Source organism: Massilia sp. W12, from assembly GCF_037300705.1.
GTDB lineage: Bacteria > Pseudomonadota > Gammaproteobacteria > Burkholderiales > Burkholderiaceae_D > JACPVY01.
In genome coordinates this window covers 5,342,203-5,362,504 of the sequence record NZ_CP147776.1, presented here as the reverse complement: position 1 = coordinate 5,362,504, position 20,302 = coordinate 5,342,203, and the positions used below count along the sequence as shown (strand labels likewise).

General features: G+C 58.3%; 1 protein-coding gene. It reads left to right on the top strand.

Translation table 11 applies throughout. The features are described 5' to 3' along the window. Nucleotides 1–2: 2 nt before the first annotated feature. On the top strand, nt 3–20,300 hold the full coding sequence (locus tag V8J88_RS22030) for a filamentous hemagglutinin N-terminal domain-containing protein (protein ID WP_338846413.1): 20,298 nt from the start codon (nt 3–5) through the stop codon (nt 20,298–20,300). The last annotated feature ends 2 nt before the right edge of the window (nt 20,301–20,302 follow it).

Genomic DNA, 20,302 nt, shown 5'->3' with positions numbered 1-20,302 from the left:
AAATGATGATGCGTACTGACTCCCCCGCTGCTTCCTCCGCTGTTTCCACCTTCACGCCTGTGGCGCCGGCGAACGCGCTGTCGCGCCTGGCGCGCCGCGCACTGCAACGCGCTGGCAAAAAGCTGCGTCCCCTGGTGGTATGGCTGTCGGCCAAGTTGCGTTTGACGGTGAATCCGCGCCCGACCCGGCGTTTGAGTCGCATCACATTGCTGATGCTGTTGCCGTTTGTGCCCTCGCTGGTGCAGGCGCTGCCGGTTGCGCCGCAAGTGACGGCGGGACAGGCGCAAATCAGCCAGCCTTCGCCGCACAGCATGACGGTGCAGCAGAGCACGCAAAAAGCGGTGATCGATTGGCGGAATTTCAATATCGCGCGCGGCGAAAGCGTGGTGTTCAATCAGCCGAATGCCGCCAGCGTGGCCTTGAACCGGGTTTTGTCAGGCAATCCTTCGCAGATTTTCGGCAGTTTGAAAGCGAATGGCAGCGTATTTCTGGTGAATAGCGCGGGGGTGTATTTTGCGCCGGGCGCGGCGGTCAACACCGGCAGTTTTGTCGCCTCCACATTATCGCTCTCGAATCAGGATTTTCTGGCCGGCAATTACCGGTTTGTGAATCAAGGAGGCGCACAAGGCATTCTGAATGCCGGCAGCATCAATGTGCAGCAGGGCGGTTATTTGAGTTTGATCGCGCCGCAAATCAATAACAGCGGTGTGCTGAATGCGCCGCAAGGCACGCTGGCGCTGGCCGCCGGCGACCGCGTCACGCTCGCGATGGGCAATGGCATGGTGAATGTGAGCGTGGATGCGGCTGCGCTGAAAGCCAAGCTTGAACACAGCGGCCAGGCGCAGGCCGGCCAGGTGGTGTTTGCCGCCAAGAGCGCGGAAGCCTTGCTGGATACTGTGATCAATACCGGCGGCAGCGTGCGCGCTACCGGCATGAGCATGCAAAACGGCAAGATTGTGCTGGATGGCGGCACGCGCGGCGTGGTCAGTGTGGCCGGCCAGCTGGACGTCTCAAATGCCCAGGGCAAGGGCGGAACCATCCAGGTGCAAGGCGATAAGATTGCTGTGCGCAGCAGCGCGCAGCTGGATGCCTCGGGCCGCAGCGGCGGCGGTGAAGTGCTGGTCGGCGGCGATTGGCAAGGCAAGGGCGCGATGCCCAAGGCCAGCATGACAAATGTCGCAGCAGGCGCGCAAATCAAGGCCAACGCCATCGAGCAGGGCGACGGCGGCAAAGTGGTGCTGTGGGCGGAAGATAAAACCCGCTTCGATGGCAAGATTGAAGCGCGCGGCGGGGCGCAAGGCGGCAATGGCGGCCAAGTCGAAACGTCGGGCAAAAATCTGCTCAGCGTGAAGGGACAGGTGGACGCCGCAGCGGCGAAAAACCAGGGCAAGGGCGGCACATGGTTGCTGGATCCGCGCAATGTGACGATTTCCAGCGGCACGAATGCCGGCGTGGATAACGCCACTGACGCCAAGATTTTCGACGCCACGGCGGACGATGCGGTGGTGAACGTATCCTCACTCTCGACTGCACTGGCCGGCGGCAACACCATCCGCGTGCACACCGGCAGCAGCGGCACGCAGGACGGCAATATCACAGTGGACGCCACCGTTACCGCCAGTGGCAACGCCACTCTGTCGCTGGAAGCGGAAAAAAATATCGTCTTCACCGCCAACGGCAAGATCGACAACAACAGCAATACCCTGAATGTGGCGTTGAAAGCCGGCATGAGCGGGGTGGGCGGCACAGCGGGGACAAACGCCAGCAGCATCACGATGGATGCGGCGTCTTCGATCGCCACCGGCGGCGGTACGCTGAGCGCGACCACGAAGGGCGCGATGACGCTCTCCACCATCAATGCCGGGGCCGGCACGGTGACCTTGAATAATACTGACAGCGCCAGCGGCGCGCTCAGTCAGACCACGGGCGCGGTAATTACTGCAGGCTCTTTGACGGTGACGAATACCGGCGGCGCCACCACGCTGGATCAAAGCAATGCAATCGCTGATTTAGGCGCGATTGATGCGGCGGGCAAAACGGTCACGCTGAAGAACACCGTTGCGGTGACGCAAAGCGGGGTGCTGAAAGCGGATAAGCTGGTGTTGACCAACACCGGCGGCGCGAGCACGCTGGATCAAAGCAATGTGATCGGCGAGCTGGGTGCAATTGATGCGACAGGGCAAACCTTCACCCTGAAAAACACGCAAGCCTTGACCCAAAGCGGCGTGCTGACAGCGGATAAGCTGGTGCTGACCAATACCGGCGGCGCGACCACGCTGAATCAAAGCAATGTGATTGGCGATCTGGGCGCGATTGACGCGACAGGGCAAACCTTCACCCTGAAAAACACGCAAGCCCTGACGCAAAGCGGCGTGCTGACAGCGGATAAGCTGGTGCTGACCAATACCGGCGGCGCGACCACGCTGGATCAAAGCAATGTGATTGGCGAGCTGGGCGCGATTGATGCGACAGGGCAAACCTTTACGCTGAAAAACACGCAAGCCTTGACCCAAAGCGGGGTGCTGACAGCGGATAAGCTGGTGCTGACCAATACCGGCGGCGCGACCACGCTGGATCAAAGCAATGTGATTGGCGATTTGGGCGCGATTGATGCGACAGGGCAAACCTTTACGCTGAAAAACACGCAAGCCTTGACCCAAAGTGGGGTGCTGAAAGCGGATCAGCTGGTGCTGACCAACACCAGCGGCGCGAGCACGCTGAATCAAAGCAATGTGATTGGCGACTTGGGAGCGATTGACGCGACAGGGCAAACCTTTACCCTGAAAAATACGCAGGCGCTGACGCAAAGCGGGGTGCTGAAGGCGGATAAGCTGGTGCTGACCAATACCAGCGGCGCGACCACACTGGATCAAAGCAATGTGATCGGCGATTTGGGTGCGATTGACGCGACAGGGCAAACCTTTACCCTGAAGAACACGCAAGCCTTGACGCAAAGCGGGGTGCTGAAGGCGGATAAGCTGGCGCTGACCAACACCAGCGGCGCGAGCACGCTGAATCAAAGCAATGTGATCGGCGATTTGGGCGCGATTGATGCGACAGGGCAAACCTTTACGCTGAAAAACACGCAAGCCTTGACCCAAAGCGGGGTGCTGAAGGCGGATAAGCTGGTGCTGACCAACACCAGTGGCGCGAGCACGCTGGATCAAAGCAATGTGATCGGCGATTTGGGCGCGATTGACGCGAGCGGGCAAACCTTCACCCTGAAGAACACGCAAGCCTTGACGCAAAGCGGGGTGCTGAAGGCGGATAAGCTGGTGCTGACCAATACCGGCGGCGCGAGCACGCTGGATCAAAGCAATGTGATTGGCGATCTGGGCGCAATTGATGCGACAGGGCAAACCTTCACGCTGAAAAATACGCAGGCGCTGACGCAAAGCGGGGTGCTGAAGGCGAGTAAACTGGCGCTGACCAACACCAGCGGTGCGACCACGCTGAATCAAAGCAATGTGATCGGCGACTTGGGCGCGATTGATGCGACAGGGCAAACCTTTACCCTGAAAAACACGCAAGCCTTGACGCAAAGCGGCGTGCTGACAGCGGATAAGCTGGTCTTGACCAACACCAGCGGCGCGAGCACGCTGGATCAAAGCAATGTGATTGGCGATCTGGGCGCGATTGATGCGACAGGGCAAACCTTTACCCTGAAAAACACGCAAGCCTTGACGCAAAGCGGCGTGCTGACAGCGGATAAGCTGGTGTTGACCAATACCGGCGGCGCGAGCACGCTGGATCAAAGCAATGTGATTGGCGACTTGGGCGCGATTGACGCGACAGGGCAAACCTTCACCCTGAAAAACACGCAGGCGTTGACGCAAAGCGGCGTGATGAAGGCCGATAAGCTGGTGCTGACCAATACCGGCGGCGCGACCACGCTGGATCAAAGCAATGTGATCGGCGACTTGGGCGCGATTGACGCGACAGGGCAAACCTTCACCCTGAAAAACACGCAAGCGCTGACGCAAAGCGGAGTGATGAAAGCAGGCGTCCTGGTGTTGAATAACGCCGGCGGTGCGGTGACGCTGGGGTTGGATAATGAAATCTCTGAGCTTGGCGATTTGACCATCGCAGGCGGGGATTTCAGCCTGACTAATAATGCTTCCTCATTTACATTCGATGGGGCGATCAGCGCCAGCGGCAAAAATGTTTCCGTGGTGTATAAACATTCTTCCGGCTCATTTACCTTTGCGGACGGGGGGAGCGTGAAAGCCGCATCTGTGGATATCCAGGCCGATCGGATGCAGTTTGAGGGCGGCGTCACTGACGGTACGAATCTTACCTTACTGAAGCTCAGTCCTTATACGCCTACGGTGGATATCAGTCTTGGCTCGAATGTTTCAGGTGCGCTCAGCTTTGACTCGATTGAAGCGTCTGCGCTTGCCGGGTTTGGCAGTCCTGTCCAGATTGGCAACAGCTCGCATAGCGGAAATCTGAATATAAACAGCAGTTTGGCTTTTGGCTCCGGGACACTGACTTTGCAGGGGGGGGCGGTGCTGAGCGCAGCATCAAAAACAGTGACCGCCTCAGCCCTGCATTTGAAAGCGAATTCGGGAGACATCGGCAGCAGCACGATTCCGATTCAGACAAACGCTTCGACGCTGAGCATGAATACAAGTGGCAAAGATGTCTTTGTTACTTCCTCCAATAGTGCGGTCAGTTTTGCGGAATCGAATCTGGGAGCAGGCAATCTGACCTTTACTGGCAGCGGCAGTGTGGCGCAAAGCGGGGCATTGACTGCTAACCGGCTGACCTTGACCAACACCAGCGGCAATGTGGATTTGACTGGCGCTACCAATGTGATCAGTGATCTGGGTACGGTGAATGTTTCCAAAAACAAAAATTTCAGCTTGAAAAACAACCATGCGTTGACGCAGTCCGGGGTATTGACAGCTGATAAATTGAGTCTGGAGAACAGCACAGGCGATGTGAATTTAAGCACCCAGAATAATTATCTTGATTATCTGGGGGTGATTACAAACACGGGCGGTAACTTTTCATTAAAGACATCGAATAGCGCGGATATCTATGTGACGGGTGCGATCAATGTCGGGGCGCATACCGCTACCTTCACTGAACTCAGTGGCGAATACTCATTTCGTGATGGCGCGACGGCGATCACCGCTGGCACGGCGAATTTCACCACAACGAATCAGCCAATCAGCCAGACTTCAGGAAATACACTGACTACCAGTGGCGCGTTGAATTTAAGCACGGGTTCGGCTGCGGTCACGCTGAGCAATGCCACAAATAATTTTGCCGGCGCTGTTGGCGTGAGCAATTCGGGCGGCGTCAGTCTGCGTGATACGGACGCATTGATTTTGGGCGCCATGAGTCTGGGCAGCGGCGGCTTGACTGTCTCGAGCGGTGGTGCATTGTCACAAACAGGGGTGATCACCACAAGCGGCACAGCCAGTTTCACGGCAGGCTCCAGCCTTGATCTGAGCACCAGCAGCAATCAGTTGAGTGGTGCGGTCAGTTTGAGTAACAGCGGAGCGCATGATCTGAAATTCAAAAATGCTGAAGCCTTGAGCATCGCATCTATCAGCGCGGGGTCTGGAAGTTTGGCGGTGGAAGCCGCTGGTGCGATTTCACAAACTGGGGCCATTACCCAGTCGGCCAGTGCAGGAGCGGCCAGCTTCACCAGCACTGGTGCGATTACCTTGTCGAATTCGGGGAATGATTTCACCGGCGCGGTGGCTTTGACCAGTGGCAACAGCAGTGATGCATCGATTCGTGATACCAATGATTTGAAGTTAGCAGCATCTTCTGTCGGGAAGAATTTGTCGATTACAGCCAGCGGTAATTTGACGCAAAGCGGTGCGCTGAGTGTTGGTGGCACAACGTCTGTCACGCAAAGAGGGGCCGGGTCGATAATTTTGGACAATGCCAGCAACAGCATGTCTGGTAAAGTGACCATTGCCACAGCAGGTTCTGGCAAAGTAGGGGATTTCAGCTTCACCAACTCGCATGCCTCAGCCACCTTGCCGACATTGCCTTTGTCTGTCGCGAATTTGAGCTTGAATTTGAGTAACCCGAATGCAAATCTTTCTATGATTCGGATTACGAATGTAGAGAAAAATGCAAGCCTGTCGACGCCGGTATTGTGGGTGACGGGGAATGCCAGCTTGGCAGCCGGTAATGATTTGACTATCAAAAGTATCGCTTTAAGTAGTAATGCCACATTGAATTTAAGCGCTGGTGGAGATGTGAAGCATGATGCCGCCACTTCCATTGACATGAATGGGGCGGCGACTGTCACCGCAGGCGGCGCGATCACACTGGGCAATGGCAATAAATTTGCCGGCACATTGGCAATCAATAACGCCAGCTCAAATTCTGCGGCAATCATCAATAATGATGGGAGCCTTCAACTTGCATCAAGCACCCTGGGCACGGGTAATTTCACTCTGACGGCAACGGGCAATATCACCCAGTCCGGCCCAATCACCCAGGCTTCCGGTGCGACCGGCAGTGTGAAAATATCAACCGGTAACGGCAACATCACTCTGGATAATGCGAATGACTTTATCGGCCCAGTGACGCTGACACAGACGCAGAGCAATACATACAGCGCGACAATTAAGGATGTGAATGACCTGGTGTTTGGTGGTGAGACAAAACTTGGCGGTCAGCTGACGATTACTGCTGGCGGCAGTGTCAGTCAGGCGGCATCCAGCGCCATCGCTTTAAATGACACAACAGGAAAAACCACGATCAATTTGTCCTCATCGTCTGCTGATGTGGATTTCAGCAGCAGCACCACGAATAACTTCGGCGCTACGCTGGACATCTCATCAAGCGCAGGAGAAATGCGCGACCTGAGCTTGAAGGTGAACAGCTTGCCCGCCTTGAGTTTCCCGGCCAAGGTTGATGATGTGAACTTGGTAGGGACGGGGCCCTTGGTTTTGACTGACCTGACCATTGGCGGCAACTTGAGCGTGGAAAGCAGCGGCGCATTGACACAAGCGACAGGCAAAGCGCTGACGGTGAGCGGCAATGCCAGCTTTAACTCTGGCGGTAACGTGATTAAGCTGACAGAGAACAATGCATTCAAGGGCACGGTCGCGCTGAGTGGTACGGATGTTTCTGTGACCGCCTCCGGTAAGCTTGCGTTTGCTGCTTCAACTGCAAGTGGAACGTTGACTGTTAAAGCTGGCGACGACATCAGCCAAAGCGGCGCCTTGAGCGTGAGCGGAAGCAGCAGCTTCAGCACTGCCAAAGATAAGAGCATCGTATTGGATAACAGCTTGAATAAGCTGGATGGCGCGATCACCTTGGCGGCTGATACTGGTGGCATGTTAGACGCCAGCTTGACCAATACCGCGAGTAAGGCGGCTTATCCGAGCATCGGCGCGGCTACCAATTTGACCTTGAATTACCCGAATGCCGCACTGAGTTTGCCGGCGTTGGAACTGAGCGGCAATCTAAGCGTCAGCGCAGGCAATGGGGTGACACAGCAAGACGCAACTGTGCTGAAAATCGCTGGCGACGCCAGTTTCAGCGCCAGTAACGGGGTGATCACACTGGATAAGGCGAATGAGTTTGGCGCCAAAGTCAGCCTCAGCAACAGCGCAAATCACAATGTCAGCTTGAACGCCAGCACTGGCATCGAATTAGGCAATATAAATGTCGGCACAGGCACGCTGACGATCAGCGCCAGCGGTGGCGATATCACCCAGGCGCCAGGCGAAACCATCACGCAGGCCAGCGCCGCCGGCGCAGTCAGCGTCAATGCCGGCGCCCATGCGATTACCTTGACGAATGACAATGCTTTGACCGGCACAGTCAAGTTGCAAACCAGCGGCAGTAATGACGCCAGCATTAAAAACCTTGGCGCCTTGACGGTCAGCGACAGCAGCGTGGGCCAGGATTTGAAAATCACAGCGGGTGGCGCATTGAGTTTGGGCGCTAATACAGCCGGACGTGATTTGATCGCCAGCAGCGATGCTGCGCTAAGCCAGAGCGGCAAGCTGACTGCCAGTCAGAATCTGCAATTGACATCTGGTGATGCGCTGATTTTGGGCGAGGCTTCGGTCGGCAATAATCTGAACGTAACAGCGAAAGGCAATATCAGCCAAAGCGATGCGCTGACGGTTGGCGGAACCACCACCTTGAAAGTGGACACTGCCACCGGGGTCAGCGTGACGCTGGATAAAGCGAATGATCTGGCCGGCGTGGTGACCTTGACCACCGCCAACAGCGGCAGCGCCGCCAGCCTGAATTTGCGCAACACCAACGCCAGCGCTACCTTGGGCGTCTTGCCGGCGGGTTTGAGCGATTTGACGCTGCAGCACGATGCGGCCGCGATTAATCTGAAGACCCTGAGCTTGACAGGCAAGCTGGATGTCACCGCCGGCGGTGCGATTACGCAGAGCGGCACGCTGACCGTTGGCGGCGCCGCCAGTTTCAACGCTGGCGCCAACGCCATCACCTTGAATGACAGCAGCAACGATTTCCAAGCCGCACTGTCGCTGAAAAACAGCGGTTCGAATGCCGTCAGTGTGACGGATAAAGATGCGCTCAGCCTCGGCGCCTCGAATGTGGGCGGCAATTTAAGCCTGACTGCCGGCGGCAATATCAGCCAGAGCGCGGGCGTGAAAGTCGGCGGTGACAGCAATCTGACGATCAATGGCATTGCGGGTGGCGTGACAGCCGGGGTGGATTTGAGCCGCAGCGATAATACTTTCACCGGCGCAGTCAATTTGAATACGGTGAACGGCGCCACCTTGCAGGATGTGGGCATCGGCAATGACAGCGCGAGCGCCAGCAATCCGTCGCAAATCACGGGATTGCGCAATTTGACGCTGAATTTCCCGAATGCGGACGTGAGCTTGCCGAGCCTGAACTTGAGCGGCGATTTGAACATTACGGCTGGCGGCAACGTCACGCAAAGCGGCGCTTTCACGGTCACCAAAACCACCAGCATCAACGCCGGCAAGGAAATCAGCCTGACGCAAAGCAATGCGTTGACTGGTGCGGTGACTTTGAAAAACAGCGGCAGCAACAATATTGCCTTGACCACCTCCGGCGCGATGGAAATCGCTTCGCTTGAGATGGGACAAGGCGCGCTGAGCTTGAATGCAGGCGGTGCGATTACCCAGAGCGGCGCGATCAGCCAGGGCGCCAGCGCGGGCGCGGTGAGTGTGAATGCCGGCGCGAATCCGATCACGCTGGATCACAAAGACAATGATTTCACCGGCACAGTCAGTCTGACCACCACCGGAAGCAATAACGCCACCATCAAAGATGCGAATGCGATCACCGTCAAAAACGGCAGCGTGGGACAGGACCTGAGCATTACCGCCGGCACGACCGCGAGCACCGGCGGGAATACGGTGGGACGTGATTTGAGCATCACTGCCGGCGACAAGATTACGCTTGGCAATGACAGCGTGACGCGCAATCTGAGCTTGAGCGGCGGCAAGGATATGGTCTTGGCCGGCGGCACGATCAAAGGCAATCTGGAGGTCAGTGCTAAAGGCGATATCACGCAAAGCGGCGCCTTGACGGTGACCGGCACGTCCAGCTTGACGATTGCCGATGGCAAACACGATATCACGCTGACGCAAGACAATAATCTGAGCGGGCAGGTAACGCTGGCCGTGAGCGGCAGCGGCGAGCTGAATGATGTCAGCCTGAAAAATATCAGCAAAAACGATGCCGCGCCGTTGACGCCGGCCAGCATGCACAGCCTGAGTCTGAATTTCCCGCAAGCCAAACTGACCCTGCCGGGCGGCGTAAGCTTGAGCGGCAATCTGGACGCGATTGCCGGCGGCGCCTTGACGCAAAGCGGCAATTTGAGCGTGACCGGCACGACCACCCTGGCGACCGGGGCGAACAGCGTGACGCTGGACAAAACCAACAGCTTTGGTCAGCAAGTCAATGTCAGCAGCACCGGCGCGGTGCAAATCAACAGCAGCGGGGCCTTGCAATTGGGCCGCCTGGAACTGGGGAATGGCGCCTTGAATGTGACTGCCGACGGCGCAGTGACCCAGGCTGAAGAGATTACGCAAACCGCCGGCGGGGTGGCCACAATTGACGCCGCAGGCAATGCGATCACGCTGACCAACAACAAGAATGATTTTTCCAGCGTCAGCTTGAAAAACAGCGGCGCGAAAGACGTGAAACTGAGCGACGTCAATGATGTCACCGTCAGCGGCAGCACCGTGGGACAGGACTTGACGGTCAGCGCGGCGAATATCACCTTGGGCGCGAATACCGTGGGCGGGGCCTTGAATCTGAATGCGGCCGGCAATGTGAGTCAGAGCGGGGTGTTGAATGTCAGCGGCGTCAGCACCATCAAAACCAGCGGCAGCAATCGCGATGTGAGCTTGAATCAGGCCAATGTGTTTGGCGGCGCGGTGAATGTCAGTGCGGACAGCGGCAATGTGCAGGATGTCACCTTGCGTCATAGCGGCGCGAGCGCTTTGAGCTTCTCTGTGCCGGATAAGATGCGCAATCTGAGTCTGAGCAATGACGCCGGCCCGGTCAGCCTGCCGGCGCTGGATCTGAGCGGCAATTTGACGCTGAAAGCGAATGGCGCGATCAGCCAGAGCGCGGCCGTGAGCGTGGCGGGTAATCTGGATCTGACGATTGATCAAGCCACGGCAAACATCGATTTGAGCAAGAGCGCCAACAATATCAAGGGCAATGTCAGCCTGAGCACCAGCAACAGCGGTAAATTGCAAGATCTGTCGTATGCCAACAGCTATGCCAGCGCAGCCTTGCCTTCACCCTTGTCGGGCCTGACGAATCTGAGCTTGAATTTGCCGAATGCGGCGGTGACCTTGCCGGCCTTCAGCATCAGCGGCAATCTGGATCTGACCGTCGGCGGCGCGCTGAGCCAAAGCGGGGCCATGAGCGTGGGCGGCAGCAGCACGATTACAGCCGGCGCCAACAGTGTCGATTTGAGCCAGGCGAATAGCCTGACCGGCGCGCTGACTTTGAGCAATAGCGGGCCTAACGATGTCAGCATCAACACTGCCGGCAAGCTGGAAATCGCCAGTCTGAATCTGGGCAGCGGTAAGCTCAGCTTGAGCAGCACCGGCGAAATCAAGCAAAGCGGGGCGATTACGCAAAGCGGGGCGGGCGCGGTCAGCATCAGCGCCGGCGCCAATCCGATCACGCTGGAGCATGCGGATAATGAATTCCTCGGCTCAGTCAAACTCAGCAACAGCGGCGGTAATGCGGTGGCCTTGCGCGATAAAAACAGCCTGACGCTGGCCGACAGCAATGTGGGACAGAATTTGAGCATCACGGCGGCCACGACTGTCACCACCAGCGGTAATAAGGTGGGCAATGATCTGAGCATCAGCGCCGCCAAGATCACCCTCGGCAATGACAGTGTGACGCGCGACGCCGCTTTGAACAGCAGCGGCGAGGTGGTGTTGGGCGCGGCCAGCGTGACGCGCAATTTGAGCGTCAGCGCGCAAGGCGAAATCAGCCAAACCGCCGCACTGACGGTCGGCGGCACGTCCAGCTTCACCATCGCCGGCGGCACGCATGACGTGAGCCTGAGCCAGGACAATAATCTGGCTGGCGCAGTCACCGTGGCGACCAGCGGCGGCGGTGCGGTGCGCGATGTGAATCTGAAAAATATCAGCAGCAAGGATGCGGCCCCGGTGATGCCGGCGAATGTCGATGATTTGACGCTGAATTTCCCCAACGCCAAACTGGCCCTGCCGGGCAAGGTCACGATTGGCGGCGCTTTGACGGTCAGCGCAGGCGGCGATATCAGCCAAAGTGACGCCTTCAAAGTGACAGGCGTGACCAGCATCGACGCCGGCGCCCACACCATCAATTTGAGCAATGCCAATAATGAATTCGGCGCAGCGGTCAGTTTGAAGAACAGTGGCCCGAATGAAGCCAAGCTGGCGGCCAAGAGCAATTTGCTGATGGGCGCTTCGACCATCGGCGGCAAGCTGGATCTGACCGCAGCGAATATCAGCCAATCTGCGCCGCTGACGGTGGCGGGCGCCACGTCGCTGAGCATTAATGCGGACAAGGGCAGCGTGGATTTGAGCAATCCGAATAATGATTTCACCGGCAGCATTCAAATCAGCACGGTGAATGGCGGCACGCTGCAGGATGTCGGTATCGGGAATAAGAGCAATGCGGCCTCGAATCCTTCGCCGATTTCGGGTTTGCGCAATCTGACCCTGAATTTCCCCAACACCTCGGTAACCTTGCCGACCTTGGAATTGAGCGGCAATTTGAATATCGCCGCCGGCGGTGAAGTCAAGCAAACCGGCGCGTTTGATATCAAGGGCAGCGTCAACATCGACGCCGGCGCCAGCAAGATCACGCTGGCCGAGCAGACCAATCAATTTGGCGGCGCCGTCACCCTGACCAATAGCGGGGCGCAGGATGTGGTGTTGAAATCGAAGGCGGCTTTGCTGCTGGGACGTCTGGACTTGGGCAGCGGCGCGCTGACCATCGCCAATCTTGGCGCGATTACGCAAAATGAGGCCCTGACGCAAAGCGGCGCGGCGGCGGTCAGCATCAGCGCAGGCGCGAATCCGATCACGCTGGAGCATGCCGATAATAATTTCCTCGGCGCCTTGACCTTGAGCAATAGCGGCGCCCATAACATCAGCGTGGTGGACAAAAATGCGCTGAGCGCAGGCGGCACAGCGGGCCAGGATCTGAGTTTGCGCGCCGGCAGCGCGCTCTCGCTGGCTGCGATCACAGCCGGCGGCGCGTTGAATGTGGATGCCAAGGGCGCAATCACACAAAGCGGCGCAGCGCTCGTAAGCGGCGCTTCGACCTTCACCATTACCGGAACCAAGGATGATGTCACGCTGGATCAGGCGAATAACTTCGCCGGCACGGTGACGGTGGCGGCCGGCAGCGGCGGCACAGTGGATGATGTCACCTTGCGCAATCTGAGCACCAAGGCGGCCAATCCTGTGCTGCCGTCCGGCATCAACAGTTTGAAGCTGCAGTTTGACAATACTTCGGTGACTTTGCCGCAAACCACCATCGCCGGCAATCTGGAGGTGATTTCCGGCGGCGCGATCAGCCAAAGCGGGCCGTTGAAAGTGGTGGGAAGCGCCAGCTTTAACGCCGGGGCCGATACCATTACCTTGAGCGACGCCGGCAATGATTTCCAGAATGCCGTCACACTCAGCAGCAGCGGGGTGGATAAGCATATCGCCTTGAGCGACAAGAACAGCTTGAGCGTGAGCGTCAACAGTGATGCGAATGTCAGCTTGAGCGCCGGCAGCAGCTTGAATCTGAGCGCGGCCACGGTGGGCGGCAATCTCAGTCTCAACGCCGGCAGCACCATGGCGCTGGACGGGGCCACGGTGGGCGGTAATTTGAACCTGACCTCGGGCGGCAATATCACACAGAACGGGGCGCTGAAAGTCAGCGGCGCTTTGCAGGCGACAGCGGATAGCGCCAGCGGAGTGGATTTGACGCTGGAACACAGCGACAACCAGTTTGACAGCGGCATGGCGCTGGCCAGCAGCAATGGCGGCAGCTTTAATGATGTGAAGCTGAACAATAAGAGCATCAATAAGCAGACCTTGAGTTTGCCCTCGAACAGCTTGCACAATCTGAGCGTGAGTCAGAGCGCTGGCTTGAGCTTGGGCGCCGGTTCGGTCAGCAATACGCTGACGATTGATGTGAAAGGCGATGTGGAGCAAAGCGGCGCTTTAAGCGTGGGCGGCGCTGCAAGCTTCAAGGCGGATGCGAACAAGATCACCCTGGGCGAAGCCAATCAGTTCAGCGGCAGCGTGAGCCTGCTCAATAGCGGGAACAAGGCGGTGCAGCTGAATAACAACAGCGCCTTGATTCTGGGCCGCTTGGAGCTTGGCAGCGGGGCGCTGAACGTGAGTGCGAACGGGGCGATTACGCAAACCGATAAGGTGACACAGCTGGCAGGCGCGAGCGCCAGCTTTGACGCAGGCGCCAATCCGATCACGCTGAATCATGGCAATAATGATTTCACCGGCGCGGTGACGCTGAAAAACAGCGGCGCGAACAATGTCACGATCAGCGATGTGAATGGCTTGCATGTCTCCGGCGGCGTGCTCGGCCAGCATTTGAGCGCGAACGCTGGCGGCGATTTGGTGTTTGGCGCGAATACCATCAAAGGGAATTTGAACGCGAATGCGAATGGCAATATCACGCAGAGCGGCGCCTTGAGCGTGGATGGGACTTCGACCTTTAGAGTGGCCGGCGCCGAGCGCGATGTATTGCTGGGCGAGGCAAATCAGTTTAAAGGGACAGTCAGCATCAGCGCTGTCAATCCACCTGCCGATTCGGTGCGGGATGTGACCGTGCGCAGTCTGGGCAGCACCCCGACGGCAGTCGTGGCCCCGAGCAAGCTGCGCAATTTGAGCTTGCAATATGACAATGCTGCGCTGGAGATCGCCACCACCAATATTGACGGCAATTTGAGCGTCACCACCGGCGGCAAGATCACGCAAAGCGGGCCGATCAGCGTCAGCGGCACGGCGAATTTCAATGCCGGCGCCAACAGCATTGCGCTGAATGATGTGAATAATGCGTTTGTCGGCGCGGTCAGTCTGCAAAATCAGGGCAGCAATGATGTCAGCTTGAAGAATGCCGGCGATTTGAGCGTGGGCGCTTCGACTGTCGGCGATGGCGCCTTGAGCATCAGCTCGGTCGGCGGCGCGATTACGCAAACCGGGGCGATCAAGCAAACCGCCGATTTGAACGGCAAGGCTGGCGCAGTCAGCATCAGCACCGGGAATAAACCGATCACGCTGGAGCATGCGGAGAACCAATTTGTCGGCAGCCTGGCGCTGAGCAATACCGGTGCGAACGATGTGAAAGTGCGCAACAACCGCGCCACCGAATTGGGCGCCTTGAGTCTTGGCCAGCATTTGAGCTTGCAAAGCGCGGGCGCGATCACGCAAAGCGCAGCTTTGAATCTGGCCGGCAATCTGACCCTGACCGCCAGCGGGACGGATGTGGATGTCACCTTGAGCGATAGCGCGAATGATTTCAGCGGCACGCTGACGTTGGCGGCCAGCAGCGGCAATATGCGCAATATCAGCGTGAGCAACGCCAATAATCTGGCCACTGTGCCGCAGTTGGCCACGGCGGTGAAAGATCTGACCCTGAATTTCCCGAATGCAGCCATGACGCTGCCGGCCATGACGCTGGGCGGCAAGTTGGATCTGACTGCCGGCAAGGCTGTCACCCAGAGCGGGATTTTGACGGTGAGCGGCGCCACCTCAGTGAAAACCGGAGCGTATCCGGTGACGCTGGATAAAGACAATGACTTCAAGCAGGCGGTGGCGATCAGCAACAGCGGCGATAACGCTGTGACGCTGAAAGACGCGAATACGCTGGAATTGGGCAAGCTTGATCTGGGCAGCGGCAATCTGACCATCAACGCCGGCAGCAATATCAGCCAGTCCGGCCCCTTGACCCAGGCCGCCAGCGCGGCTGCGGCGGTGGTCAGCAGCACCAGCGGCAGCATTACGATGGATCATGCGGATAATGATTTCACCGGTGCGCTCAAACTCAGCAGCAGCGCTGCGGCCACGGTGAAAGATAAGAATGCGCTTGACCTGGGCGCCAGCACCGTGAGCAGCTTGAATCTGACGAGCGGCGGCAATATCAGCCAAAGCGGCGTGCTGGATATCAGCGGCGAAGCCAAATTCACGATACAGAACGTGAAATCGGATATTTTGCTGAACACCCAGCCTAACCAATTCAAGGGACAAGTCACGGTTGCCGAAGCGGCCCCTGGCCTGATTGATAAAGTCAGCCTGCGTTACGCGAATAACAATGCCTTGTGGCCGATTTTGCCATCTGATGTGAAGAGCCTGGCGCTGCAATTTGACACCGCTTCGATCAACATCGGCAAATACACGCTGGAAGGTGATTTAAGCTTGACTGCGGGCGGCAATATCACGCAAAGCGATGTGCTGACGGTGAATGGCAAATCCAGCTTCACCGCCGGCGGCATGATCCGTCTGGACAAGGTGGCGAATGATTTCAAGGGCGATGTGAGCTTGAACACCAGCGGCGGCGGTGAGGTCGTGATTTATGATGCGAACAATTTGACGCTGGGCGCGTCCACCTTGGGCACGGGGGCCTTGACGATTCAAAATAATGGCGAATTGAACCAGACCGGGGCTGTGCGCCAGGCCGCCAATGCCGGCCTTGTCAGCATCAACAGCGGGGCCGGGAGTATCAATTTGATCGACAGCAATAATGATTTCACCGGCAATGTGGCGCTGACCACCAGCGGCAGCGGCAATGCGCTGATCACCGATGCGAATACGGTCAAATTTGCGCAAAGCAGTGTGGCGCGCGATCTGATCGTGAATGCCGGCGGCCATATCACCCAGGCCGGGCGTTTGACGGTGGGCGGTTCCTCGACTTTCCGCGTCAATACCAACAGCTTGCAAAACGTTTTGCTGGCGGATGCGGAAAATGATTTCACCGGCCCGGTCAGCATCGTCAATGGCAGCGGCAGCATCAATAATGTGGAAATCCGCAATGTGCATCCGAACTCATCGGCCTCGCTGACTTTGCCGACCCAATTACATGACTTGAAGCTGAATTACGACCGTTCTGCAATCGCCATGTCCGGCTCGACATTGAGCGGCAAGCTGACGGCGATCGCCGGCGGCCCGATCACCCAGACCGGCGCCTTGTCGGTGGCGGATGTCGCCAGCTTTGACGCCGGCGCCAACAGCATCACGCTGGACAACAAGGACAATAATTTCGGCGCGGCAGTCAACTTGAAGAACAGCGGGAATTTTGATGTCACCCTGCGCGACAGCAATGCCCTGTTGCTGGATAAGGTGGAAGTCGGCAGCGGCAAACTGGCGATTAGCGCTGGCGGCGCGATCACCCAGAGCAAGGAGGGTTTGATCACACAAACCGGCAATGAGCCGCAAAGCGCAAGCTTCAATGCTGGCGCGAATGCGATCACCTTGAGCAATGCGGATAACAATCTGCGCGGCGCGGTGAGCTTGAATAACAGCGGGCAAAATGATGTCGCGCTGCGCAATAACGGGCCTTTGAATCTGGGCCTCTCCAGCCTGGGCAGCGGCAAGCTGACGGTGCAAGCCGCCGGCGCGATCAGCCAGAGCGGCGCATTGACTCAGGCGGCGAAAGCCGGTGAAGCCAGCTTTGACGCCGGCGCCGCCGCTATCAAACTGGATAAGGAAGGCAATGATTTCACCGGCGCGGTGGCGTTCAATAACAGCGGCCGCAACGATGTGTCGCTGGTGGATGCAAATGAGGTGAAACTCGGCAAATCGAATCTGGGTTCCGGCGCCTTCAGCGTGAGCGCCAAGAGCGGCATCACGCAAGATGGCGAATTGACGCAGGAAGCCGGGGCGGATGGAGCCAGCTTCAATGCCGGCGCAGGCGCACTGCTGTTGACTAAGAACAGCAACAGCCTGACCGGGCCGGTGGCCTTGAATAACAGCGGGGCGAATAATGTCGCGCTCAGCAATGGCCGCGCACTGCAGTTGGCGGCCTCGACTGTCGGCAGCGGCACATTGACGGTCAGCGCGAATGGCGCGATCACGCAAAGCGGGGCCTTGAAGCAGGCCGCCGGCGCGCTGGGCGCCAGCTTCAACGCCGGCGCCAATGCGATTGCGCTGACCCAGGCCAATAATGACTTCACCGGCCCGCTGAGCCTGAATAACAGCGGGACCAATGATGTCAGCGTGGTGGATGCGAATGCCCTGATGCTGGGCGCTTCGGCGGTCGGCAATGGCAATCTGAATATCAGCACCGGCGGCAAGCTGGAGCAAAGCGGCGCGCTGACGCAAGCCGCAGCCAGCGGCAGCGGGAATGCCCAGACCACCATTAACACCAGCGGCAATCTGGCGCAGTTGAACAACAACGGTAATGATTTCACCTTGCCTTTGAGCTTGAACAGCGGCGATACGCAAGTGGTGGACAAGAATGGCTTGATTCTGGCCAAGGGCGCCGTGACGGGTGCGCTCTCGCTCAACAGCAGCGCGGCGAATATCACGCAAAACGGCGCGCTCACGGTGAGCGGCAAGACCAGCATCGAAGCCGGGGCCGGCACGGTCAGCTTGACCCAGAGCGCGAATGATTTTACTCAAGTGGAAATCAACGCCGCCAACGCCAGCATTACGGACCTGAATAAGCTGGAATTGGCCGGTAATCTGGGCGCCTTGAGCAGCAGCAGCGCGGCCTTGACTTACGGCCAGATCAAGGTTGCCGGCAATTTGCAGGCGACGGCCAGCGGCGCGATCACGCAGAGTAAGGACAGCGTGATGGAAGTCAAGGGCAACGCCAGCCTGAACGCCGGCAGCAATGCGATTACGCTGACCCAGGCAAATGACTTCACCCAGCTCGAAGCCAAGGGCGGCGCGCTGCAAATCACCGATGTGAATGCGCTCAGCATCAGCGCCACCGCCAGCGGCGACGCCAGCATCAACAGCGCAGCACTGCAACTCGGCGCGTCCAGCATCAACGGCGCATTGAATGTGAATGCGAACGGGGAAGTGACGCAAGATGGCGCGCTGAAGGTGGGCGGCGCCAGCCGCATCCTTGCCGGCGGCAATGCGGTGACCTTGGCGGATGCGGAAAATGAATTCAAGGGCGCAGTTTCAGTCAGCAACAGCGGTGCGAATAATGCGATCAGCCTGGGCAATAAGGCGGCGTTGCAGTTGGGCGCGGTGCAGACCGAAGGCAATTTAACGGTCAGTGCGCAAGGCGTGAGCCAGACTGCGGATGGTCTGAGCGTGGCGGGCGTCAGCAGCATCAGCGGCGGCAACAGCGCGATTGTGCTGGATGCGGCCAAAAATGATTTCGTAGGCGCGCTCTCGCTCAATACCAGCGGCAACGCCGCCGCCAGCGTGGTTGACGCCAACGCCCTGCAATTGGGCGTGGTGAATGTCGGCGGGCCTTTGTCGGTGGTCAGCAGCGGGGCGTTGACGCAAAGCGCTGCACTGAAGTTGAGTGGCCCGGCCAGCTTCAACACGAATGGCGCAGCGCTTACTTTGGCGCATGCAGAAAACACCTTTGGCGGCAAGCTCACGCTGAACGCCGGCGCGACTCAGGTCAACAGCGCGAAGAATCTGGATGCGGAGTTAAATACCCGTGGTGCGGTCAGCCTGCATGCGGCAGCTGATCTGAGCGTGGCCGGCATCGCCAATGGCGGCGCACTCAGCCTGAAGGGCAATAAGCTGCTGTTCGGCGCCACCACCGTGGAGCAGGGTTTGAGCGTGCAATCCGGGGCTGGCGGCGTGACGCAGAGCGCCGGCTTGAAAGTTGGCGGCGCAACTGACATCAAATCGATTGATAACGGCGTGGCGGACTTGAGTCATAAAGACAATGATTTCATTGGCAATGTGAGCTTGGATGGCGCGGTCAAACTGGTGGACGCCAGCGATTTGCGGGCCGTGGTCAGCGGCAATGGCGCGGTTTCTCTCGACGCCGGCGGCGCCTTGGATGTGAGCGGCAGCGCAGCCTCGCTTGCGGTCAGCGCCAGCGGCAAGATGAGCTTGGGCAATATCAAGACCAGCGGCGAATTCAGCATGCTCAGCCGCAGTGGCGATATTACGCAGCAGGAAGGCAAGCTGATTGATGTCAAAGTCTTGAATATCACCGTACCGCGCGATAAGGACTTTGGCAGCGCCACCACGCAATTCCGTTTGAACAGCGCGGAACTCGCCCGCTTCCAGCAAGGACGCAATGGCTTCATCCAGATCCCATTTGCGCTCAAGACCGACTTCTTTGCGGATGTGGCGAATACCACCTGTTTGCGTGTCAATCTGGGCGCTTGCGTGAACGGCAATGCGTCGATTTCGGGCGCGATCAGCTCCTTGCAATCCGGGGCCATGACAGGCTTGTCTTCCAAGTTGCAAAAAGAAGACGCTTCGACCAAGAAAATGACCTACGGCTTTGCCGGCGATTTGCAGGCGGTGGCTTCGTATCCGCATCAGGGCGCGTTGGAAGTGCGTCCGCTGCCGAACTGCCGCAGCGGCAATACGATTGGGGTTGGCGATGGCGGCAACGGCTTCGCGGTGCAGGGCGGTGGCGATTGCGGTGTGGCGCGCAATGGCGACACCCAGCAAAAAATCACCTATGGCTTCACGGGTGATTTGCAGCAGGCCACTTCTTTGCCGCATCAAGGCAAACTGGAAGTGCAGACCCTGCCGCCGTGCAATCTCGCGCAAGAGGGACAGAATGGCGACAAAGGCGTAAGCCTGCAGCCTGGCGTGAATTGCCAGGCGGCGGCGCAACCTGCGGTTGAAGCCGGCAAGCCCTTGCCGGCAGCGGCCAAGTCGGCCCCGCAACGCTGAGC

Coding starts and splice junctions, on each gene's coding strand:
- V8J88_RS22030 (WP_338846413.1), top strand. CDS start 3: ATGATGATGCGTACTGACTCCCCCGCTGCTTCCTCCGCTGTTTCCACC.